The sequence below is a fragment of the Brevibacillus sp. HB1.2 genome (genome assembly GCF_013332495.1).
GTDB lineage: Bacteria > Bacillota > Bacilli > Brevibacillales > Brevibacillaceae > Brevibacillus > Brevibacillus porteri.
The window spans coordinates 23,697-45,389 of the sequence record NZ_JABMIU010000004.1 but is presented as its reverse complement, the minus strand read 5'-3'; the positions used below and the strand labels follow the sequence as shown (position 1 = coordinate 45,389).

25 protein-coding genes, 1 riboswitch and 1 other annotated feature are annotated in these 21,693 nt (G+C 45.8%); of the genes, 18 read left to right on the top strand and 7 right to left on the bottom strand.

What is annotated here, in order from left to right; genetic code table 11:
* The first annotated feature begins 24 nt into the window (after window positions 1-24).
* From HPY28_RS11710 to HPY28_RS11695, 4 genes are all read left to right on the top strand, one after another.
* Complete coding sequence (locus HPY28_RS11710) at window positions 25-834, top strand: TrmB family transcriptional regulator (RefSeq protein WP_174230609.1); 810 nt, start codon at window positions 25-27, stop codon at window positions 832-834.
* Window positions 835-916: 82 nt separating this feature from the next.
* Window positions 917-1,651: an AzlC family ABC transporter permease gene (locus HPY28_RS11705; RefSeq protein WP_017250095.1), complete on the top strand. Its 735-nt coding sequence runs from the start codon at window positions 917-919 to the stop codon at window positions 1,649-1,651.
* Entirely contained in the window at window positions 1,642-1,974 is a 333-nt protein-coding gene (locus tag HPY28_RS11700; protein ID WP_017250096.1) for an AzlD domain-containing protein, read from the top strand. The genes HPY28_RS11705 and HPY28_RS11700 overlap by 10 nt, the downstream gene beginning before the upstream one ends.
* A gap of 104 nt (window positions 1,975-2,078) precedes the next feature.
* Window positions 2,079-2,660: a type 1 glutamine amidotransferase family protein gene (locus tag HPY28_RS11695; protein WP_017250097.1), complete on the top strand. Its 582-nt coding sequence runs from the start codon at window positions 2,079-2,081 to the stop codon at window positions 2,658-2,660.
* Window positions 2,661-2,748: 88 nt separating this feature from the next.
* Here the strand turns inward: HPY28_RS11695 and HPY28_RS11690 are convergent, their stop codons facing one another.
* On the bottom strand, window positions 2,749-3,318 hold the full coding sequence (locus HPY28_RS11690) for an SF0329 family protein (protein ID WP_174230608.1): 570 nt from the start codon (window positions 3,316-3,318) through the stop codon (window positions 2,749-2,751).
* Between the two features lie 421 nt (window positions 3,319-3,739).
* Between HPY28_RS11690 and HPY28_RS11685 the strand changes: the two genes are divergently transcribed.
* Window positions 3,740-4,270: a GNAT family N-acetyltransferase gene (locus tag HPY28_RS11685; protein WP_174225100.1), complete on the top strand. Its 531-nt coding sequence runs from the start codon at window positions 3,740-3,742 to the stop codon at window positions 4,268-4,270.
* Window positions 4,271-4,489: 219 nt separating this feature from the next.
* Here HPY28_RS11685 and rlmD read toward each other — a convergent pair whose 3' ends face one another.
* The gene (gene rlmD, locus HPY28_RS11680; RefSeq protein ID WP_174225101.1) at window positions 4,490-5,878 is read right to left on the bottom strand and encodes a 23S rRNA (uracil(1939)-C(5))-methyltransferase RlmD; all 1,389 of its coding nucleotides are present in this window, start codon (window positions 5,876-5,878) and stop codon (window positions 4,490-4,492) included.
* Window positions 5,879-6,057: 179 nt separating this feature from the next.
* Here rlmD and HPY28_RS11675 point away from each other — a divergent pair, with 179 nt between their 5' ends.
* The 3 genes from HPY28_RS11675 (at window position 6,058) to yhfH (ending at window position 8,501) form a co-directional block, all read left to right on the top strand.
* On the top strand, window positions 6,058-6,399 hold the full coding sequence (locus HPY28_RS11675) for a hypothetical protein (protein WP_017250110.1): 342 nt from the start codon (window positions 6,058-6,060) through the stop codon (window positions 6,397-6,399).
* 152 nt (window positions 6,400-6,551) lie between these two features.
* Window positions 6,552-6,811, top strand: a binding site (T-box leader).
* A 99-nt stretch (window positions 6,812-6,910) separates the two neighbouring features.
* Entirely contained in the window at window positions 6,911-8,158 is a 1,248-nt protein-coding gene (gene ilvA, locus HPY28_RS11670) for a threonine ammonia-lyase IlvA (protein WP_173622776.1), read from the top strand.
* A 181-nt stretch (window positions 8,159-8,339) separates the two neighbouring features.
* Window positions 8,340-8,501 carry a protein YhfH gene (gene yhfH, locus HPY28_RS11665; RefSeq protein WP_017250112.1) on the top strand — a complete coding sequence of 54 codons (162 nt, stop codon included), beginning with the start codon at window positions 8,340-8,342 and terminating at the stop codon, window positions 8,499-8,501.
* 117 nt (window positions 8,502-8,618) lie between these two features.
* Here yhfH and HPY28_RS11660 read toward each other — a convergent pair whose 3' ends face one another.
* Window positions 8,619-8,984, bottom strand: coding sequence for a hypothetical protein (locus HPY28_RS11660; protein ID WP_254613106.1), 366 nt, complete (start codon window positions 8,982-8,984; stop codon window positions 8,619-8,621).
* Between the two features lie 96 nt (window positions 8,985-9,080).
* On the opposite strand from HPY28_RS11660, the gene HPY28_RS11655 reads away from it, so the two are divergent.
* The 3 genes from HPY28_RS11655 to HPY28_RS11645 all read left to right on the top strand — a co-directional run bounded on the left by HPY28_RS11655 (window position 9,081) and on the right by HPY28_RS11645 (window position 11,762).
* The gene (locus tag HPY28_RS11655; protein ID WP_017250114.1) at window positions 9,081-9,653 is read left to right on the top strand and encodes a hypothetical protein; all 573 of its coding nucleotides are present in this window, start codon (window positions 9,081-9,083) and stop codon (window positions 9,651-9,653) included.
* A 94-nt stretch (window positions 9,654-9,747) separates the two neighbouring features.
* Window positions 9,748-10,311, top strand: a complete 564-nt coding sequence (locus tag HPY28_RS11650) for a biotin transporter BioY (protein ID WP_017250115.1) — start codon at window positions 9,748-9,750, stop codon at window positions 10,309-10,311.
* A 110-nt stretch (window positions 10,312-10,421) separates the two neighbouring features.
* Window positions 10,422-11,762: a cytochrome P450 gene (locus tag HPY28_RS11645; RefSeq protein ID WP_017250116.1), complete on the top strand. Its 1,341-nt coding sequence runs from the start codon at window positions 10,422-10,424 to the stop codon at window positions 11,760-11,762.
* A 190-nt stretch (window positions 11,763-11,952) separates the two neighbouring features.
* Here HPY28_RS11645 and HPY28_RS11640 read toward each other — a convergent pair whose 3' ends face one another.
* From HPY28_RS11640 to HPY28_RS11630, 3 genes are all read right to left on the bottom strand, one after another.
* Window positions 11,953-13,338 carry a sensor histidine kinase gene (locus tag HPY28_RS11640; RefSeq protein WP_017250118.1) on the bottom strand — a complete coding sequence of 462 codons (1,386 nt, stop codon included), beginning with the start codon at window positions 13,336-13,338 and terminating at the stop codon, window positions 11,953-11,955.
* Complete coding sequence (locus tag HPY28_RS11635; protein ID WP_007721564.1) at window positions 13,339-14,058, bottom strand: response regulator transcription factor; 720 nt, start codon at window positions 14,056-14,058, stop codon at window positions 13,339-13,341. It lies immediately after the preceding gene.
* A 215-nt stretch (window positions 14,059-14,273) separates the two neighbouring features.
* Window positions 14,274-14,795: a C40 family peptidase gene (locus HPY28_RS11630; protein WP_017250119.1), complete on the bottom strand. Its 522-nt coding sequence runs from the start codon at window positions 14,793-14,795 to the stop codon at window positions 14,274-14,276.
* A 4-nt stretch (window positions 14,796-14,799) separates the two neighbouring features.
* A riboswitch (cyclic di-AMP (ydaO/yuaA leader) is annotated at window positions 14,800-14,939 on the bottom strand.
* 319 nt (window positions 14,940-15,258) lie between these two features.
* Between HPY28_RS11630 and HPY28_RS11625 the strand changes: the two genes are divergently transcribed.
* From HPY28_RS11625 to prpE, 7 genes are all read left to right on the top strand, one after another.
* Window positions 15,259-15,663 carry a LiaF transmembrane domain-containing protein gene (locus tag HPY28_RS11625; RefSeq protein WP_017250121.1) on the top strand — a complete coding sequence of 135 codons (405 nt, stop codon included), beginning with the start codon at window positions 15,259-15,261 and terminating at the stop codon, window positions 15,661-15,663.
* A 63-nt stretch (window positions 15,664-15,726) separates the two neighbouring features.
* Window positions 15,727-16,422 (top strand): PspA/IM30 family protein, encoded by a 696-nt coding sequence (locus tag HPY28_RS11620; RefSeq protein WP_017250122.1) that lies wholly within the window; start codon window positions 15,727-15,729, stop codon window positions 16,420-16,422.
* A gap of 94 nt (window positions 16,423-16,516) precedes the next feature.
* Complete coding sequence (locus HPY28_RS11615; protein ID WP_017250123.1) at window positions 16,517-17,095, top strand: class I SAM-dependent methyltransferase; 579 nt, start codon at window positions 16,517-16,519, stop codon at window positions 17,093-17,095.
* A gap of 14 nt (window positions 17,096-17,109) precedes the next feature.
* Window positions 17,110-18,000 carry a cell wall-active antibiotics response protein LiaF gene (gene liaF, locus HPY28_RS11610; RefSeq protein WP_174225104.1) on the top strand — a complete coding sequence of 297 codons (891 nt, stop codon included), beginning with the start codon at window positions 17,110-17,112 and terminating at the stop codon, window positions 17,998-18,000.
* A gap of 13 nt (window positions 18,001-18,013) precedes the next feature.
* Window positions 18,014-19,162, top strand: a complete 1,149-nt coding sequence (locus tag HPY28_RS11605) for a HAMP domain-containing sensor histidine kinase (RefSeq protein ID WP_174225105.1) — start codon at window positions 18,014-18,016, stop codon at window positions 19,160-19,162.
* 7 nt (window positions 19,163-19,169) lie between these two features.
* Entirely contained in the window at window positions 19,170-19,799 is a 630-nt protein-coding gene (locus HPY28_RS11600) for a response regulator (RefSeq protein WP_007721557.1), read from the top strand.
* Window positions 19,800-19,973: 174 nt separating this feature from the next.
* Window positions 19,974-20,798 carry a bis(5'-nucleosyl)-tetraphosphatase PrpE gene (gene prpE, locus HPY28_RS11595; protein ID WP_173622779.1) on the top strand — a complete coding sequence of 275 codons (825 nt, stop codon included), beginning with the start codon at window positions 19,974-19,976 and terminating at the stop codon, window positions 20,796-20,798.
* Window positions 20,799-20,812: 14 nt separating this feature from the next.
* On the opposite strand, the gene HPY28_RS11590 is transcribed toward prpE, so the two are convergent.
* A complete protein-coding gene (locus HPY28_RS11590) occupies window positions 20,813-21,595 on the bottom strand; it encodes an N-acetylmuramoyl-L-alanine amidase family protein (protein ID WP_017250128.1) in 783 nt (260 codons plus the stop codon).
* Window positions 21,596-21,693 lie beyond the last annotated feature (98 nt).

The window sequence follows — 21,693 nt, the reverse complement described above, 5'->3', positions numbered from 1 at the left end:
AAGTGTGCAAGGTGGTGGTTTTCTTTGGATGAAATTTATAAAGAACTTCAGAAATTGGGATTCTCACAATATGAATGCAAAGCCTATATCGGACTTTTAAAGCAGTCTCCTATAACGGGATATGAGATTAGTAAAAGATCAGGTGTACCTCGTTCCATGATTTATGAAGTATTAGGGAAATTGTTAGATAAAGGAGCAGTTTATACGGTACCTTCTGAACCTCTGACCTACTCGCCTTTGCCAGCTAAAGAATTAATCACGCGTTTGCGTAATTCTTTCGAGCAATCATTTGATTATCTTGAAAAAAATCTATCTGCATTAGAAAGTGAGCAGCAAGTAGACGTGGTTCGACGCATTAGTAGTGATGAACTGGTTATCACAGAAATGGTTGACATGATAAATAAAGCCAGAGAAGAGCTATGGTTATCGATTTGGCAACCACAGGTTTCTTTTATTAAACAGGATGCAGATAAGCGGGTAAAAGAGGGGCTCCCTGTATTTTCTATTTTGTTTGGAGCCCCCGATACCGAGATAGGTGCAACCACTCATCATGATTACATGTCTCCTAAAGTAGCAGAGGAACGTATGAGTGGTCGTTTAACCATTGTTTCCCGGGACAATGAAGAAGTATTAATAGCCAATTTCGCTCCAAATACCGCTGCATGGGCTATAAAAACACAAGACCCAGCATTAGTATTAGTAGCAATGGAGTACATCAGGCACGACATCATGTTTGCACAATTAGTGAAGGAAATTGGCCCCGAGAAAGCCGAATCTGTCTGGATTAACCATCCTGACCTGTTCCATGTGGTCACAGGAAAACGGTTCAAGTAATTTGAACCGTATTTTCTTTCACTTTTTCATAGTAGTTATGATGATAACTCCTGCAATGTGAGTGAGATTAAGGAGGGATAAAATGGGTTTAGCGAATGACCAAATCGAAACGGTGGCAGATGTAAGAGATAAGGATACTTTTCGCCAAGGTATAAAGGATTGTGTCCCTACGTTGTTGGGGTATTTAAGTATTGGTTTTGCTGCTGGTGTTATAGAAAGGACAGCGGGTCTTAGTATAGCTGAAATAGCCCTGATGTGTTTAATTCTTTATGCTGGTTCAGCACAATTTATCGCTGCTGGTATGATGGCAGCAAGCAGTTCGATTACCACCATTATTATTACGATTTTCTTTGTTAATCTTCGGCATCTTTTACTTAGTGCGGCCCTAGCACCATATTTTCGGCATCTTTCTCCGCTTAGGAACATGCTAGTAGGGTCTCTACTTACCGATGAGTCATTTGGTGTTGCTATCAACGAAGCTGCAAAAAAGAATTACATTAGTGAAAAATGGATGCACGGTCTAAATATAACGGCTTATCTAAACTGGTGCGCAGCTAATATAGCCGGAGCATTCTTCGGACAATGGATTTCAAATCCTGAAAAATTTGGTTTGGATTTTGCTTTGACAGCGATGTTTATTGGACTTTTGGTACTTTCGATGTTAAGTCGAAGGAAAATGAAACGTGATGTGGTTGTTGCGATAATCGCAGTTGTTATTGCTGTGGGAGCCAGTTCAGTGTTGTCTGGCAGTATGGGAGTTATTGTTGCTACCATTTTTGCTTCAACGATAGGGATGGTGATGGAAAAATGGAAGTAAGATGGGATGTTTTTTTGGTGATTGTAGGAACAGCTATTGTTACATTCATCCCTAGAGTCCTTCCTCTTATGGTACTGAGTCGTTTTCAATTACCAGAGTGGGCAACACGATGGTTAAGCTATGTCCCCATATCTGTTATGGCTGCTCTAGTAGCGCAAGAGATATTTAAACATGATGAAAAAATTTCTTTTTCCACTAATAATGTTGAACTTTTAGCAGCCATACCAACCTTTTTCATTGCGATAAAAACACGTAGTTTATTGGTAACTGTACTCGTAGGCATTATTGTCGTGATGGTTTTACGTTTTTTGTTTTCATCTTGATCGCTTCAAGATGTTCATGTAATTCCGTTTTCTTTCCTGACCATAACTGTCAGTGAAGTTGTTTTATAATTGATTTGTAAAAACATGACAAGGAGGGAATCACTTTGAAGGAAGTGTTCATTTTTATTACGGATGGCTTTGCTGATTGGGAGGCAAGTTACGTCAGTTCTGAGCTAAACAAGCCAGGAACAGGATATCGTGTAAAGACAATCGCCATTGATCAGGAACCGAAAGTTTCGATGGGTGGTTTAACGGTCCTTCCAGATTATAGCGTAAGCGAATTCGATCGGAATGTTGATATCGCCATGTTAATCATACCTGGTGGAACGGGATGGAGAGAAGAAAAGAATCAGCAAGCAAAAGTAGTGGTTGAGTATTGTGTGAGCAAGGATATTCCTGTCGCTGCCATCTGTGACGCTACGACTTTTTTAGGGAATCACGGATTTTTGGACAATCATAGACATACAGGCAATACGTTACCTTATTTGAAGGAAGGGGCTCCGAACTACAGAGGAGATCAACATTATGTAGACGGTCAGTCAATCCGTGACGAGAATCTCATCACTGCGAATGGAAGCGGTGCATTGGAGTTTTCAAGACATATCTTGGAGAGATTGGGTGTATTAGAAGGGGATGAATTGAATCAATGGTACGAATTATTTAAAAAGGGCTACTTTCCCTCCTAACAGATTGGTTTGATAGGAAAGCACGAAAGCATACACGCTTGGGTGCTTTCCTATTTTATTCAGATACTCATTTGCACGATATTTATTTTCATAATGTACTAAGCCGTAATTCATAAAAATATTGCACAATTGGATGCTTTAACTTCATCTTCTCGGACATATTTAAAATCCTCTTTTTTCCAACTCTTCTGTCCACCAAGGCTAGAATATTCAATAAGATATCATTGCTCTCTATGCTTTCCTCTATAGAAATAGATAAAAACCTATTAGCCACAACGATAAAATTTGATTTACTTAATGATGCCTGTGCTGACAAAAGCTCCTTTGCATATTCTGATATTTTTCTACTTCTTGCAATTACTTTTAGACGATCCTCTGGAACGATTCCCTTGGTATCTTTTCTGACCGCTTCAATTTCTTCATTGGTGATAGGAATTTGGATATCTGAATCATTCTTAATTTCCTGCTCCGTCTGATACCATTTGATTGAGCTAGTTGTATCACTCATATTAAGTACGTTCTTTTTATCTACGGCAATATAACAAATTCCGGATTTATCAGGTAAATAACGGTAACCAGTTGCACGGTATTCGACCCTGCCATCTAATGCAGGACAGAGAAAGCTCTCCAGTTGTTTCTTCACTTTGCTCCAGGACATGTATCCTCCTAAGTTCTCAAGGCCTTCTACGAGTATTTGCGGCAGTTACTCTTTTATTAACAATTATGCGTAACTTCTAGCTCATTATTGGCATAGATTGTTCCGTAAGTAGCACAAAGTAACATACCACCGCAAACCTCGCTGCTCACTTGAAAGTTTATGTTGTCTTCATATGTGTCTATGCTATCAGCTCTATTGGATGTCTTTATAAATTGAACTTGGACTATATAATCTGGGTAATCTTCACTTCCTTTATCTTCATCACCATTTTCCCAATCGACAAAGTTAATGTTACTAGCTAAGCTTTTTAATTATAGTCTTACGTTCATCGAAAAAAACATTTAGTTAACTATTAACAGGTGAAAGAATTTCATGTATGTGGATTTCATTAATTGAAGGTAGGTATTCAAGGGGGAGAACGATGTACATATATTTAGAGTTTGAAAATAAAATGGTTGATGAATTAGTAGAATTTTTAACATCAGAAACATGGAGTTTTCATGGACAGGAGAATCCTACTGAGGAGTCTATAAGAGAAAATTTAGCCAACGGAAATTATAACGAAAATGGGAACCAAACATTTTGGATCATGGATAATCATACAAAAATTGGTTTAATAAGAGTTTTTGATTTAGAAGATCCCATATGTTTATTCGATTTGCGATTGAAAGAAAAGTTTAGAGGCAAAGGAATAGCAAAGGATGTCCTTAATTGGTTGAGTACTTATATATTCAATAAATACACTCATATTATTAGAATCGAAGGTCATACTAGATATGATAATTTTGCGATGAGAAAAACGTTCTTTAATAGCGGATTTGTAAAAGAATCTTATAACCGTAGATCATGGAGACAAAGCGGACAATTATTTGATTCTGTTGGGTATGCAATGATAAGAGAAGACTGGGAGAACAATACCAAAACAATAATAGAAGATACCTTTCCATACTAACTTAAAGGACGCATAGATGAAGAAAGTTTCTGAAATGTATTTGGTTGTAATTGATCATAGATATTGCAGAAGGTTCTTCATACTGTTATATGATCTTCTTTTAATAGGCGCTATTATTGAAAAAAAGTTATCAGAAAACAATTCCACACTATTTTTCGATTACCCTAAATTTTAGCCCCCTTCATTAGGAAAAGGGGGCTTTTCTCACTGCTACATTTTTTATTTATCTTTCCTTACGAGTAGTGAAACCGACTCCACATGCGCCGTATGCGGGAACATATCCACCGGCTGCACGCTCTTCAACTCATACCGCTGCATCAGCTTCCCAACATCCTTCGCCAGCGTAGAAGGATTACAAGACACATACACAATCTTCTTCGGCTGCACATCCAACAAGGAACGAATCAGCGCATCATCCAGCCCAGTCCGCGGCGGGTCGACTACGACGACATCCGGTCGAGTCCCTTGCTTGGCCCATTTCGGCATCAAGACCTCCGCACGACCCACGTGAAAGCTGGCATTCGCCGCTTGGTTACGCTGTGCATTGCGATTGGCATCCTCTACAGCCTCAGGAATCAGCTCGATCCCGCGAACCTCACGGGCATAAGGAGCGAGCCACAAGCCAATCGTCCCTGTACCACAATACAAATCGAGCACGAGCTCTTTTCCGGTCAGTCCAGCAGCCGTTTTCACCTGATTGTACAGCTTTTGCGTCTGCTCGGGATTCAATTGGAAGAAGGCACGAGCAGACAAGTCGAAGGATAGCTCACCCAGCTTTTCAGCAATGGAAGCCCTGCCCCATAAGGATAATGTCTTGTCACCGAAAACAAGCGATGTTTTTTGCGTGTTTACGTTTTGCGCGATTCCTACCAGCTCAGGCAGTCTCGTACGGAGCTCCAAAAGTAGCTCCTTCACTCGTGGGATTTCTGGGGTAGCCGTTACAAGCGTTAATTGCGTTTCACCCGTGGCAAAAGCGACACGAGCGACGATCGTGCGGATGACGCCCGTCCGTTTTTTCTCGTCGTAGATCGGAATCCCGAGCTCTTCGATGATTTGTTTCGCGGTTTGGACGATTTTCGTTGTCGCTTCATGCTGCACCTGACAGCCTTCCAAATTGACGAGCTTGTGGCTACCTGTTTGATACAGTCCAGCGATGAGCTTGCCATTTTCCTTGCCCACCTGAAACTGTGCTTTATTTCGATACGACCACGGGTTATCCATACCAATCGTAGGGGAGACTGGTGGCTGATTCATTCGAGCGTACTTGCGCAGTGACTCGATGACGATTTCCTGCTTGCTCGCGAGCTGTGCGGCATAATCCATGTGCTGTAAGCTGCATCCGCCACACTCCGCATAGACTGGACAGAGAGGCTTCGTGCGAGAGGCTGATTTTTCAACGACGCGTAAAAGACGCGCGGTCGCGTATTTTTCTCTTGCCTCGGTCACCTCGGCATGGACGACCTCACCAGGGAGAGCACCCTCTACGAAAACGATTTTTCTTTTAAAATAGCCGATCCCTTCGCCATTAATGCCCAAGCTCTTGATCGTGAGCGTCATTTGCTGGCCGACACGGATGCTGGCGTCTTGTTCTTTTTTATGCATTGTCATCTGTTCCGTTCTCCTCAAGCAATTCAGTATTTCCCTATTATAGAGCATTACGAGAGAGGTTGCATGTATGCGAGAAGGTCTAGAGTGCCTCACAAAGCCTCACAGATAATGGTAACTTCCTGTCCAGCTTTGTTTTTGTTATAATAGTGCGGAGAATAATGAGGGAGTTGTGACGCTAGATGCAAGATCTATTTGAAAAAATGAAAGAATATCTCAACATGGATACTGAGATTTCTTTTGACGAGTTTGATGGCTACTACAAAAAGGTAACCGCGTTTCTAAACGATAGCTGGGAGACGTTGAACGAGGAAGATACCATGCTCATGCTGTTCATCCTCGACAACCTCAAGTCGAACGGTGAAGATCGTTCCAAGCGCAAAACCAAGGAAGCGAAAAAATACGCAAAAATGGCGCAGCGCACTGAGATTTGGGCAAATGCACTGATCGGCCGTCTGCGTGAAGCTGGTTTGACTGATGAAGAAATCGGCAAGCGTTACGAAGCGATTTACGAAGCAGTATAGGATGTAGCGAATAGAAAAACGGGTACCGTTTTGAGTGAAATAGCTCGAAAGGGAACCCGTTTTTTTGTCATGGCTTTCCTGCCAAATAACAAGAAGATTGACAACTTGTGGGTTTGGGCGTAGAATGTTTAACTAATTCGAATAGTTCGTATGTATGAGCGTTGAAAAGGAAGAGTAGAAACAGTAAGCAGCGTGCAGAGAGCCGTTCCCTGTGCTGAAAGAATGGCCGCCAGCCTGTTTTGAAAATCACCTTGGAGCATTGTCCTGGAAAAACAGCTTGTTTAGCCAGTGAGTATAGGACAACGAATTCGTCCTCGTTATCGGACGGGAGTTTCATAGTGAACTTCCTAAGTCTGTTTTTCGTGAGGAAGACAGAGATGCTGAGTGGTACCGCGATGCCCTCGCCTCAGCCAGCCGTGCGCAAATTGTGCGTTGCTGGTTTGGGGCGGGGGCTTTTTGGTTTGGTCTGGTCCCTACTACAAAAGAGAAGGTACTTAGGAGGAACATATATATGCATACGGTCAGAGTGGAAGACATCGTAGTAGCCAATCATGCTTTGAAAGATGTGGTGGAGAAGACTCCCTTGCAAAAAAACAAAGTACTGTCTGAGCGTTACGGCTGCAACGTGTATTTGAAAAGAGAAGACTTGCAGGTGGTTCGTTCCTTCAAAATTCGCGGTGCTTATCATTTTATGCGGAATCTTTCGACAATGGAGCGAGAGCGTGGTGTCGTTTGTGCAAGTGCGGGCAATCATGCGCAGGGTGTAGCCTACTCGTGTAACCATTTGCAAATCAAAGGCACGATCTTTATGCCAGCGACCACCCCACGTCAAAAAATATCGCAGGTCAAGCTGTTTGGTGGCTCCTATGTAGAAGTTGTATTGATCGGTGACACCTTCGATGATTCATTCGCAGAGGCGATGAAGTATTGCATTCAGGAAGATCGGACCTTTGTCCACCCGTTTGACGATCCATTGGTGGTAGCCGGACAAGGAACAGTCGGACTGGAGATTATGAATGACATGGAAGAACCAGCTGATTTCGTCTTTATGAGTATCGGTGGAGGTGGATTGGCAGCGGGTGTGGGAACGTACGTAAAAGGCATCAGCCCAAACACACAGATCATTGGTGTGGAACCAGCCGGAGCAGCTTCGATGCAAGCCGCTTTGGAACAACGCGACGTTGTCACCTTAGATGAAATTGACAAGTTTGTCGATGGTGCAGCCGTCAAGCAAGTGGGGCAGCTCACGATGAGTATTTGTCAGGAGCTGCTGGATGACATCGTGCTGGTGCCAGAAGGCAAGGTGTGCACAACCATTTTGGAGCTGTATAACAGCAATGCCATCGTCGTAGAACCTGCAGGTGCCCTTTCGATTGCGGCTCTCGATTACTACCGGGATCAAATCGCTGGGAAAAACGTAGTGTGTGTGATCAGCGGTGGAAACAACGACATTGACCGGATGCAAGAGATCAAGGAACGCTCCCTGCTGCATGAGGGATTGAAGCACTATTTTGTGATCAATTTCCCACAGCGTGCTGGAGCCTTGCGAGAGTTTATGGAAAAAGTACTGGGACCGCACGATGATATCACACGCTTTGAGTATACGAAAAAGAACAACAAAGAAAATGGTCCAGCGCTGGTTGGCATTGAAATGAAATGCAAAGATGACTATCAGCCGTTAGTCAGTCGGATGAAGCAGCATGGTATCCGCTATGTAGAGATTACGCATGATCCATATTTGTTCAATTTGTTGATTTAGGTCCTTGTGTTACAACAGATGCGGAATTTGCAAAAATGTATGAATACAGCGAAAAAAGGAGCAATGAAGAGAGAATGAGCGAGAGAGAAAGATAAATCGGCGTAATGTATTATAACAAACTTTTATAAAACAGATGCTGTTGTAATACAATACAGATAATAACACACGGGGGGTTTTAATCATGACGCCGATCACTACTTTCTTTCGCAATCTCGAAGCAAAATGCTGTGCTGCTTGCGGTCAGATGATCCACGAACAAGCAGAATCGTATGCAACTGAATGCACACCATGCCAAGAGCAAGCATCCTTTGACGCTTACAAGTACTATCATCAAAAACGCTAAGTCGAACATGAATACTGGATAAAACAGGTGTACCACAGGGCATGAGCCATGGCAGGTATACCTTTTTTTTGATTCAAAGAAAAAGCCGCTGTTCCATAACAACGGCTTTTTCGCATGTCAGCGCGGTTTCTCGGCCTGTTTTGCAGCTTCCTGCTTGACGTAATCAATCAGCCCCAATTGAAAGCCTTCCTGTGTAAGGAGACGTTTGGCTTCATACGTACTCGCATAGTAGGCTTGGACATGCGGATCGTTGTCCAAAACGTAACGACACGCCTGATCACGAGACAACTCCTGGTACCAGTCTGTCTGTTTGATTTGGGCGACGAGATCCTCATAGGCAGGTTCCGGCTTTTTCCATGGATTCAAACGATGAATAATTTCACCAAGGATTGCAACAATGATTAGAATTCCGATTAAAAACATAGCTGTCACCTCAAAGGTTGGATCACTCTCATGGTACCACTCTCCTGGAGGCACCGCCATGGGGAAGTCGGTCTGCTTGCAAAACAAGTAGAAAGCAGGCATGCTATATACTGTAAATAGAAAGGGCCCGATTGCTTGGGATAAGGAGGGCGCGAGATGTTTCATCCGCTTGTTTTTGACAATATCAGGGTTGTGTTGGAAGGTGCGGTATACGACCGGGACTTCGAAGGGGCAATTACGATTACGAACCGTTCGGATGTCATGGATATGGCTACATTCCATCGACAGTTTCAGATCCAGTTCAAGCTGGCTGATCAACATGATCATACCGCAGCTGTTCGTGCTGAGATGCAGCTTCGTACTCAGTTAGCTGATATTGCAGCCGAGCAGCTAGAACAGCCGTTGACAGATCATATCGGATGTACGATTTGCATCCATTTTTACTTGCAGATGGAAAATTACAGAGATGTGCCCGCAGAAGCGAGAGAAATCACATCGATTCTCAATGACATCTGGGGTCAGCGTCCGTATATTACACAGAAAGTATCGGCTAAGCTAGAGGAGCATCGAATCGATTGGCCACCGAAGCAAATAACCAACCAGGTGACGCTGGACTTTCATCGAAAAATTGATGAAGGCAATATCGATGACCTGAACGAATTAATCGATTATACGGTTCAGTCCCTTCAAAAGCTGCAACTATACATGGATCAACAAGCAAAAAGGTAAGCGGACAGAACGGGGATTTACAAAAGGGCAGATGCGTATTATTATTTTGTTAACCTTATAACATTTTCAGTTAACAAAACGGAGGCTAGTACGCATGAGAAACGAACGCTTGAGATGGCTGTTGCTCTCTGCCATCTTTGCCGCAATGACAGCGGTATTGTCGCAGGTGACTATTCCCTTGCCGTTGATTCCGATTACCGCGCAGACGTTAGCAGTAGGGCTGACGGCGACCATTTTGGGAAGACGATACGGGACACTGGCTTTGGTTATTTACGTTTTACTCGGTGCAGTCGGATTGCCTGTATTCAGCGAGGCAAAAGGTGGATTGCAAATATTGGTCGGTAAATCAGGCGGGTACATATTTGGGTTTATTGCAACCGCTTATGTGACCGGACTCTACCTGGAGAAAACAAGATTCAACCTGAAAAACGCCATTATCGCCAATATCATTGGCATGTTTGTCACACTCGCTTTTGGTACAGTACAACTCAAATATGTCATGGACATTCCATGGGATAAAGCTGTCGCATTTGGTGCAACACCTTTCCTCATTGTAGGCGTTGTCAAAGCAGTTCTGGCTTCTCTGATTGGCATCAAGGTCCGCGAGCGACTGATTGCTTCTCGTCTGTTGCGTACAGATCAACCTGTTACACGATAAACAAAATGATTTCGTAAGCCATCCGAAGTTCGGGTGGCTTTTTTTCGCATAATCTCCTTATCGTGCCGGATACTATCGGTAGGATTTTGCATGTAAAAAGGAGGAGACACATGAATATCACGATCACCGGCCCAAAAGGCCTTCCGATCTCAGGGAACTTGATGGCATTTCGCCGATCGCCGCTTCAGTTCATCCGCGACGCTGTAGAAGAGCATGGAGAAGTCGTCCATTTTCGCTTTGGTCCTTCTCGCCATGTTTACCTGTTAACGAATCCGGATCATATCAAAGAGGTTTTGGTCAGCAAGCAGGCGCATTTTCGAAAAGGAAAAGCATTGCAGTCCGCACGACCTGTCGTAGGGGATGGAATTCTCACCAGTGAAGGAAAAAAGCATCTACGACAACGACGGCTTATGCAGCCAGCTTTTCATCGAGAACGTATCGCCAGCTACGGAGAGGTGATGGTCCGGCAAGCAGTTGATCTTATGTCGGATTGGAAAACCGGGGAGCTGCGCGATATTCACTCGGACATGATGAAAGTAACCCTTGCGATCATTACGGAGACTATGTTTGGCAAAACCGTCAAGGAAGGTGCCGATCAGATTGGGCATGCCATCGATGTCGGTTTGAAATACGTGGCTAATAAAGGCTCCTCTTTTATCGACATTCCTTTGTCCGTACCTACTAAAAGCAATCGGGAGTTCCTGGAGTCGAGTGAGCTGCTGGACAAAACGATCTACTCCTTGATCGAAGCTCGTCGTAATAGCGAAGGAGAAGAGCACAAGGACTTGTTGGGGATGCTTTTGGCTGCGCGTGATGAAGATGATGGGGAAGGAATGACAGATGAGCAGGTGCGCGACGAGGTCATGACCATTTTTGTAGCTGGTCATGAGACGACTGCGAATACCATGTCGTGGATTTTTTATTTGCTGGCTACCTATCCCGAGGTGGAGAAAAAACTGCATGACGAGCTGTCAACCGTGCTGTGTGAAAAGCTGCCGACAGTCGAGGACCTACCCCAGCTGAAGTATACGAATCTCATTGTACAGGAAACGCTGAGGCTCTATCCAGCAGCCTGGACGATCAACCGGGAAGTGGTAGAAGAGGTGGAGATCGGCGGTCAAACGTACAAGCCAGGTGAAACACTGATGATGAGCCAATATGTCATGCACCGTAACCCACGCTATTATGAGCAGCCTGAACAATTCATTCCAGAGCGTTTTGACAGCGACCTTTTAAAAAGAAATCCAGCTTATGCTTATTTCCCGTTTGGCGGTGGGCCGCGTGTTTGTATCGGGAACAACTTTGCTTTGATGGAGGCAGCTTTGCTATTGGCAACCATCGCGCAGCGATATCGACTACGACTGGCTGAACCAAATCAGGAAGTGGAACCCGAGCCGTTGGTCACCTTGCGTCCAAAGAACGGATTGCCGATGCGTTTGGAGAAGAGATAGAAAAAAATGGAAATAGAGGGCAAAAAAAGAGGCATCTTGTCACTACGGTTTCGCCGATTGTGTCAGATACCGAACTGGGGGTTATTTATCACTGAAAGCAACATGCTTACAAAAATTATTTTACTAGTAAAATATAAAGAAATAATTAACTGAGAATAAATCTATATAAAGTAAGGGTAGCTTGTGAAAGCTACCCGTGGAAGAAGGGGATGGTGAAGGAGAAACTGCTTCCCATTCCCAGTTCACTGTTTACCATCAAATCTCCGCCGTGAAGCCGGACGATGCTTTTGCAAATCGTCAAGCCTAAGCCCGTACCGCCACTGTTGCGATTTCGTGATTTTTCCGCCCGATAAAACTTGGTAAAAATCTTCGGCAAGTCTTCAGAGGCGATTCCTTCTCCTTTGTCGATCACAGTAAAAAGGACATGTCCTTCTCGCTGATCACATGTAAGGTAAATGGAGCCATCTGGTTTGTTGTAGTGAATGGCGTTGTTCAACAGGTTTTCCATGACACGTCGCAGCTTGGTCTCATCCGCTTCGATGTGTAGTTCATTAGAGATACGCAGCTTCCAGTGAAAGGTGAGGCCTGCCTCTTTAATCCTCGGCAAATAGTCCTCAATGATTCCTCTCAAGAAGCTTTTGACATGAATACGATTAATGTTGAGTCGGACTTCGGAGCTTTGGGCGGTGAAGTCCTGCAATTCATCGAGCAGCTTTTCCAAGTCCGTCGTTTTTAGCTCGATTTTGCTCATCTGTTTCTGTATTTTGGTCATATCCGTCACACGACCGGAGCCGATATATGACGCATACCCTTTGATCGTGGTGAGAGGTGTGCGGAAGTCGTGGGCGATCGACGCAATCATTTCGGCCTGTCTTTCTTCCGCTAAGCGAAGCTCATCAACCATATCCCCGAAATATCGAAAGAGTTGCCCAAATTCATCATGGGAGCGATACGTAAATGTCACTAACCGTTTCCCTTCCTGGATTTCTTGGGTGACGCGCGATAATTCGTTCACAGGCCGTAGTATCCAGCGAACGAACAAAGCGAGCAGAACCAATCCCACCAGACTAATGCTTCCGTAAATAAACCAGAGCATCATGGAAACCCCTGTCGTAGCCATCATGTCGTAATCATCTGTGTAGAAATAAACAACGATCTCCCCTGTACGCGGTGGCTCCTGCTGAAAGTGGTACTCAGCTACCACTTTGAGGTCATTTTGCTTGGAAGAATCGCCACGGTTTGATGAGGAGGGAGAAGGCATTTTCAAATTATAGGCGCGCGATGTTTTGCTGTAGATGGTGTTTCCATTGGCATCCTTCACGAGCATGCGGTACATCACGTCGTCTGGCAACTGCTTCTCAAGCTCCAAACGTTCGATTGGGTCCTTGAAATTACTGACGAGAAGCAGTTGATTGAGCATGACCTTCTCTGCGGCTTCCTTCTCAGCCTGATACTGATTATGCCGATCATTTTTGAGTTGAGCGACAATAATGTCTTGAAAAACAAATTTAAACAACAAGATGTTGAGTGTGATCAAGGCAATGAAGGAGAGAAAAATTTTATTACGTAAGCTCATTTAAAGCTTCTCCCCGATAAATACGTAGCCTGTCCCCCATTGTGTTTTAATAAACTGACGCTCTGTTTCCAGCTTTTCCCGGAGGTTTTTGATATGGACGGTCACTGTATTGAGCGAGCCATAACCATATCCCCAGACACGGTCATAGATTTGCTCTCTTGTAAAGACGATGCCCGCATTTTCTGCGAGGAATGTGAGCAGTTGAAATTCTTTTGTAGAGAGCTCAATCTTTTGATTACATACATAAACGGAATACGTTTCTTTATGAATTTCTAGGTCCTTGAATTTCAAAACGGTAATCGGAGAAGAGGCTGTTTCCTTCTCAGGCTGCTCTTCCGTATGCTTGCGAATACGCTCATAGCGACGCAGGTGGGCACGAATGCGAGCGAGCAGTTCTTCTGTATCAAAAGGCTTCGTGATGTAATCGTCTGCGCCGATTTCGAAGCCGACTACCTTATCTACCGCTTTTCCTTTTGCACTGAGAAACAGTATAGGCAAATCCCACTCACGGCGAATCTGAGAGCAGAGCTCGTAGCCACTCATGTTGGGCATCATAATATCCAAAAGGATCAGGTTAGGTCGCTCTCCTTGGCTGAGCAGGGAGAGAGCATCTTCTCCACTCTCTGCGGAGGAAACGGTGAAGCCCTCGTTCTCCAAAATGTCTTCTAGCAGTTCAATAATCTCCAGATTGTCATCGACAATTAAAATGTGATCTTTCACCGGAACAACCCCCAGTTACTTCTATTAATAAGGAATACCATTCAAAGAATGGGTCTTGTCTATCATAACATGCTTTGACCTCATCAGGGGAAGAAACCCCGTAAGTTATTAAGTTGTTCTAATATGTAAGGGTACCTCTTTAGACCAGGTACTAAATTTCGTCAGAAAAAGCCAGAGACATTGTGTCCCTGGCTTTTTATTATTTTGCCGAACGACTATTTTTGAGCTGGTTTTTCCGGCAACGATGCAGCTTGCACCGCTTTTACCTTTTTCGGAGTTTCTGCTTTCGCTAGAACAGGAGCACTGAGACGCTTAGCGCCTACATAACGCTTGCTCCAGTAGTATGGATCGTTCAACTTGGTGTTGACGACTCCACGACCAGATTCCGAGTGCACGAATGTGCCGTCTCCAATGTAGATACCCACGTGAGAAATGCTGCGACCGTTCGTATTAAAGAACACGAGATCGCCTGGCTGCAAATCTTTTCTGGCTACCTCTGTACCTAATTCGTACTGGGAAGCAGAATTGTGAGGCAGGTCTACACCTAACGCATCAAATACGTAGCGCGTGAAACCGGAGCAGTCAAAGCCCTTTTTGGACGAGCCGGAAGATTTGTAAGGGGTACCGTACAAGTCGCTGACTACTTCATTGAGAGAATTCTCCTCAGCAGCCTGTGCAGCGCCTGCCCCCATAGCAAGCATTCCAGCCATAAATAAAGATAAAACCACCTTGCGCAAAAGAAACTGCTCCCTTCGTGAGCCTACGAGGTTAGCTGAAGGGTTCGGTCGAAAGGACGCCCTAGGCTGCTAGGAGTAGCAACCATTCACCCCAAAAACGTGGTTCCCCCGTTTCCGCCAAGCGGAATTCGGCTATTTTTCGATGTTTTTTTACACGCACTCTTACGAAGATTCTACGCCAGTCCTTTTTTTCCTTCTTTTTCATCCGTTAGTTCACATATTCGTCACAAAATTACCGTCAAATGCTGTAACGTTTTCGCTCGACAGAGCAAGCCGCCTTTCGACGCAGGCTTGTTCTGCCTTGCGCGACAGCTCGTCCGATTAGGGCAGGAAATTGTCTCCGTCCAAGGGCGGAGGGAAAAACCAACCGCACGCCCGTTATGGGAAGCCTATACCGAGGGCTACAATAAGGGCATAACGTTCCACAAGCACCACATGCAAAACGAATGGAGGTAAGCGAGTAATGAGCGAACGGTCTGGCAAAGTTCTACTCGGGCTGGTTCTGCTGCTAGTCGGTGGGTTGGTTCTTCTAGATCTGGTGGGTATCGATATCGGAGACTTGCTCGGGTTCATCATTCCCGGTGTGATCATGATATACGGTGCCAAAAAGATTATGGGACAAACCGGTTCACGCTTTTGGGGAATCCTCGTCTTTCTATTCGGGTTCCTGATGCTGATTGGCAAGCTTGACCTACTGTTTCACGCGCTTCTGGCCATTGGGGTAATTTATCTGGGATATCGCTTACTGCGTCCCAGTCAAGAACCAAAGCAAGCTCCACCTACTTGGGAGCGTGAATGGGCCCAAAAAGTATTAAAGGAAGATACGCTAGACACTTGGGAGAAACATGTAACACGAAGACAACAATAACGCTACGTCGCAAGAGTCTTTTGGATGAACAATATGATGTGATATGATGAGGAGGAAAAAATAATGAGTATCTTTAAACGTTTGCGTGACCTGACAGTAGCTTCGGTGAATGATGCATTGGATTCGATGGAAGATCCGGTAGTAATGCTGAATCAATATATGCGTGACATGGAAGTAGAAATCGGACAAGTTGAAGTAGCGGTTGCCCGTCAGGTTGCACTGGAAAAGAAATTCCGCCAGCAATTGGATGAAGCCAATGCTCTGATTGAAAAACGCGATCGTCAAGTCAAGCTCGCCTTGACTGAGGGAGAAGACGAGTTGGCTCGTCGAGCACTCGCTGACAAGAAGCAGTACGAAGGCCGTGCAGCGGAATACGAAGGTCTTTACCTGTCAGCATCCGAGGCAGCTTCGCAAATGCGTGAGAAGCTGGCTGAGCTGAAGGAAGAGTTCTATAAAATGCGTGCGAAAAGGTTCACACTGATGGCACGTGCACAAGTAGCTCGTACACAAAAGCAAGTCAATCAAGCAGTTGTCGGTATCGGCAATCAGTCCGCAGGCCGTGGCTTCGCCCGCATGGAAGAAAAAGTGATGCGCATGGAAGCAGAAGCGCAAATGAGTGGACAATGGAGCCAAACGAACCGCGCTTGGGAGAACGCTTTGTCTGAACTGGAAAAGGATGATCTCGATGCAGAACTTGCCAGCATCAAAGCATCCATTAATGAAGTAAAAACACCGGTAGCCAAACCAGTACAATCCTAATTCGACAGGAACTGGGGGACTAGGTGTAGAATAGATTGTGTCAATTCGGCAGCCTGTGTACATCAGGCTGCTTTTCCCCTAGGAGGTACGATTCTTGCAGGACTTCTTGGTCTTTTTGCGGCGGTTTATCGCTGAGCCTGGACGCGTCGGTAGTATAATCCCCAGCTCTCGTTTTTTATGTGAGCAAATGTTGAAAAACGTCGATTGGGCTTCAACCGATGTGATCCTGGAGCTGGGACCTGGTACAGGGGCATTTACCCAAACGATCTATCAGCGCTTGCGTCCCGGCACACATTACGTGCTTGTGGAACGAGATCCCCATTTTCGCTCTATGCTTCAATCACGTTTTCCCGATCTTCCTATCAGGGAGGAAGCGACTAAACTTAGGTCTTACTTGGAGGAGCAGAACCTTGCAGGTGCAGATGTTATTATCTCAGGTCTGCCATTCGCCAATTTTCCACAAGAGCTGCGGGCAGCAATTCTGGACGAAGTTCAATCTGTACTGAAGCCAGGGGGCCTGTTTATTACATTCCAATATTCGCTACAACTCCAAGCTGAGTTGCAGGGTCGTTTTCCCTGGGTCAAGATCGACTTTACCCTGTTGAACATTCCGCCTGCATTCATCTATACATGTCGTAATGGTCAAAGTGAAAACGATCAGCATGGGGCGTGAGAGAGGAGACTTTTGTGAAACTGTCCCGTTTGCACAAAATGTTGGCTGGTATCCTGATTATTTTTACGGGAATCGGCCTTTTATTAGACAGTTTGGGTATCATTTCGTTCGGTCTGTTTGATTTGTGGCCGATGGTGCTTATTTATTTCGGCCTTCGTTTGTGGGGGCAGAAAAATCGGATTGGCGGAGGGATTCTATTCTCCCTGGGGACCATCATCGCGATGGATATGTGGTTTGGTGTCGGGGTTGATGATTTGTTCCAGATTGCAGTGCCAATCGTGTTTATTTATTTCGGGTTTCAGTTGATTCGGGGCAAGAACAGCAGACGAGATCACCGTGTGAATCAACCATTGGGTGATACGGGGACCTCATCTGCTGCGGAGACGATTGTGACAAGTGATGCGAGTGTTCCGAGTGACGTGAAGGTTTCCACAGAGGAGCGCCCTTGGCTAGACAGCTGGAACAAATGGAAGCATGTTGGTGGCAAAATTCCACATCACGAAAGAATGTCTTCATCACCTGACGACACGTTGCCAAAAGATTCCCGCAGTTCTCTGATTGGAGATTATCACCTGACCTCGGGGCGTTTTGAACTGAATCACTTGCATGTCTGGCATGGAATCGGGGATGTTGTGATTGATCTTTCCCGGGCAGTGCTGATGCGGGATGAGGCAGTTCTTGTCGTAGAGGGCTGGATAGGCGATGTGACGATTTATGTCCCTGTGGATCTTCCTGTATCGGTAACGGCAGGGTTGAGTATTGGTGACCTGGAGGTGCTAAGCCACCGTCAGGGAGGTATCAATCGCAGTGTTAAGATTCGTTCAGATCAGTATGATGAAGCATTGCAAAAAGTAAACTTGCATATCTCGCTGCTTGTCGGCGATATAAAAGTCAAGTACATCTAGGAGGTACTGGCGGATGCGTCGACAGCGATTGGCAAGTATTCAGTGGCAATACGTGCGCTATGGCATGTTACTGGCCGTCAGTGCAATTACTGCCGCGTTTATTTGTTTCTTTTGGCTATACTTTTTATGGAGAGACCACCCCGGGATTCATCGGTGGTACAACGAAATGATTAGCGACCGCAACTTCATGTGGTGGCTTCAAGAATATATAGGCATCAATCTGCCTGCCGATCCAGAGGGCTTGATTCAGCTTGCTGCTTTTGTTGTCTCTTTGCCTGCAGGTGTCTTAGTGGCATTGATCATTTCCTATATCATTGGCAATTTGTTGAAAAAGAGACTCAGTGTACTGTGGGAAGCTGCCATGAAGCTTGGGCGCGGGATGCTGTCGTATCGGGTTCCAGAATTGGGCGTCGATGAAGTCGGCGAATTAGGATGGCAGATCAATCGCTTGGCTTCGCAATGGGAAGAGCAAGTGGCATCTTTGCAGCGGCTGTCGAACCACAATGCGGCTCTCGCAGAGCAATTGAAGCATGCAGCGGTAACAGAGGAGCGACAGAGATTGGCGAGAGAACTGCATGATGCAGTCAGTCAGCAGCTGTTCGCCATCGCCATGACGACTGCGGCGATGAAACGGCTTGTAGAAAAAAATCCGCAACGTGCAGCACAACAGATTGAATTGGTCGAAGAGATGGCAGCAGCAGCACAAGCGGAGATGAGGGCATTGCTCTTGCATCTTCGCCCGGCTACGTTACAAAACAAGTCATTGAAGGAAGCCATTCTGGAACTTTTAGATGAGCTGACGCGTAAAAATACCATGCAGCTGTCTTGGGAGATCGAAGACGTCGAAGGCTTGCCGAGTGGAATTGAGGATCATTTGTTCCGTATTTTGCAGGAGTCCTTGTCCAATACATTGCGGCATGCCAGAGCTACCCAGATTACAGTGAAGCTGTTTACGCTGCAAGAGCAGGTTCGCCTGCGAGTATCGGATGACGGTGTTGGTTTTGATCCGGATGGGGAGAAAATGACGTCCTACGGTTTGCGCAGCATGCAAGAGCGCGTAGCAGAGGTCGGAGGCTCTATGGAGATTTACTCGGCAATTGGGAAGGGGACGCAAATTGAGGTCCGTATTCCTCTAATGTCACAGACGGAACGGGAAGGGTGAAGGCTAGGTGATTCGGGTACTACTGGTAGATGATCACGAAATGGTTCGGATGGGTCTGGCTGCTTATTTGTCTACAGAGGACGATATTGAAGTCGTAGCAGAGGCAGGCAGTGGAGAAGAAGGGGTGCGGATGACGCAAGAACTGCGCCCGGATGTCGTTTTGATGGATTTAGTTATGGAAGGCATCGGCGGTGTGGAAGCGACTCGGCGTATTCGTGAAAGCTGTCCATCCAGTAAGGTTATCGTCTTGACCAGCTTTATTGATGACGAAAAGGTATATCCGGTCATTGAAGCGGGGGCATTCAGTTACTTGCTGAAGACTTCGCGTGCAGCCGAGATTGCAAAGGCAATCCGCTCTGCTGCGGCGGGTGAGCCAGTTTTGGAATCGAGGGTAGCAGGAAAAATCATGGCCCGTTTCCGTCACGGTCAAGAGTCCCATCCCCATGAGCAACTGACGCCGCGTGAGTTGGAGGTTTTGAAGCTGATCGGTCAGGGCAAGTCCAATCAGGAGATTGCAGATGAGCTGATTATCGGGATCAAAACGGTCAAGACTCATGTGAGCAACATTCTTGCCAAGCTGAATGTGGAGGATCGCACGCAAGCGGCCATTTACGTGCATACGCATAGCTTAGGCTAATCACATAGCATCATGTATAAGTAAACGCGCCAAAAAGCTCCTCGGTAAACAGGGGCTCTTTCGCGCGTTTACTTGTTTAAACAGTTTTCTTGTATACAAACCGTGAGTTTTTTTCGTAGATGTGGTAAAGATAGTAAGTAACGAATGAGAGATTACGGAAAGGAGGGACGGGTTATGAGGCACAAACCTCAAACACGCTCCAAGGTGCTTTCGGCTGACGATGGTGTGGATATCGTTGGAGATGTTCACGGCTGTTACGACGAATTTATAGAATTGCTCAAACGCTTGGGATATGAACAAACCCCAGACGGGACCTATCGCCATCCCCACGGCCGAAAGCTCCTTTCCCTCGGTGATATCACGAGTCGTGGACCTTACTCAATTAAAATGCTGCAATTTTTTCACCATCATGTCACGGCAGGCCTGGCTGAGATGGTGGATAGTAATCATGGGTGGAAAGTAGCCCGCTGGTTGGATGGCAGACCAGTGACATTGGCACATGGAGATGAAAAGGTAGAAGAGGAGATTCGGCTGTATCAGCAAGAATACGGGCCGAAGAAGGCCTCCTTGCTACGAGAGCAGAGTCGCAGATTGCTATTTTCTTCTCCTTCTCACATGATCATCAAACGGAATGAAAAAATAGTAGCAGTCGCCGTTCATGCGGGGATTCGTGATGATTACATAGGGATGGATTCGCCTGCGGTCTATACGTTTTGCCGATATGGCGATGTGGCAGGGACGGGACCAGATGGACGCCCGATCCGCAGAGAGTGGGCAAAAGAGAGAAAAGTGACCTCGCCCATTATTGTATGGGGACATGATCCGCATCCAGAACCAAAACGAAAAAATGGCACCATCAACATCGACCAAGGATGTGTATTCGGCGGAATGTTAACCGCCTACCGCTACCCAGAGGACGAATTGGTGAGTGTGCCAGCAAAGAGAAATTATTCGGGCTTAATGGATACGCCGCTGACCCGTTTTAAGACCGACGATTAAACGGAGACGTTACGTTACGTTTTGAGCTTTTCGAATAAACGTTTTAGGATGACAGCCTGTGCCCAGAGCGGCAGAGGCTGGTCAGGCTGCTTACGCCATTGTTCGTCGGTTAATAAGCCTTGATCATACAGCCAGTTGACAGCTTCCTGCTTCCAGTCAGGGACCGTCCCGTTTCCAGGAGAAGTGGTGGGAGCAAGAGTCGGTGCTGCAGTAGGTTTTGGAGTAGCAGTAGGAGACGTAGGAGGCTGGTAGGGAAGTTTGGCGTACGTGCAAAATGCTCGGACTACCCCTTCCGCGAGATCTCGCCAATCCTGTTGCAGTTTATTTGCGTCCAAAGCATTGTCAGCAAAGCCGTACTCGACGATAACCGTCTCTACGCTGCCAGTCTCCCGGTGCATGAAGTAGTAATCGAGCCGCGGATTATCTGGCAGTGTCCGCGTAAAAATGCGTCGATTCGGCATCCCTTCGGCTGCCAGGGCATCCTGGATCAATTGGGGGAAGGTTGGGGACCCATAAATCGAGTAAATGACCTCGGAGCCTCGACCGCCACCTGAGTTAATGTGGTTCGCTATACAGTAGCGAGCACCGCTGTTGCGAACCAGAGCAGTCCGAGCTTCACTTGTCAGAGTCACATCGGTTGTCCGTGTGATAGCGACAGGAATATTTAGAGCCAAAAAGCGATTATATTGATAGAGCGATATTTGCAAATTCATATCTTTCTCGGTAAACTGCGTGTTGTTTCCTCCACCTGGATCGCTGCCACCGTGTCCAGCGTCCAGAATCACAATTGGAGCCATAGTTGCTTCACCTCTTGCTATTAGAATATGCTTGAGACAAAGATATTGTTGAGGGCAGTGTTCTCATTTTCCAAGTTTTCTAATCACAATTTACAGAA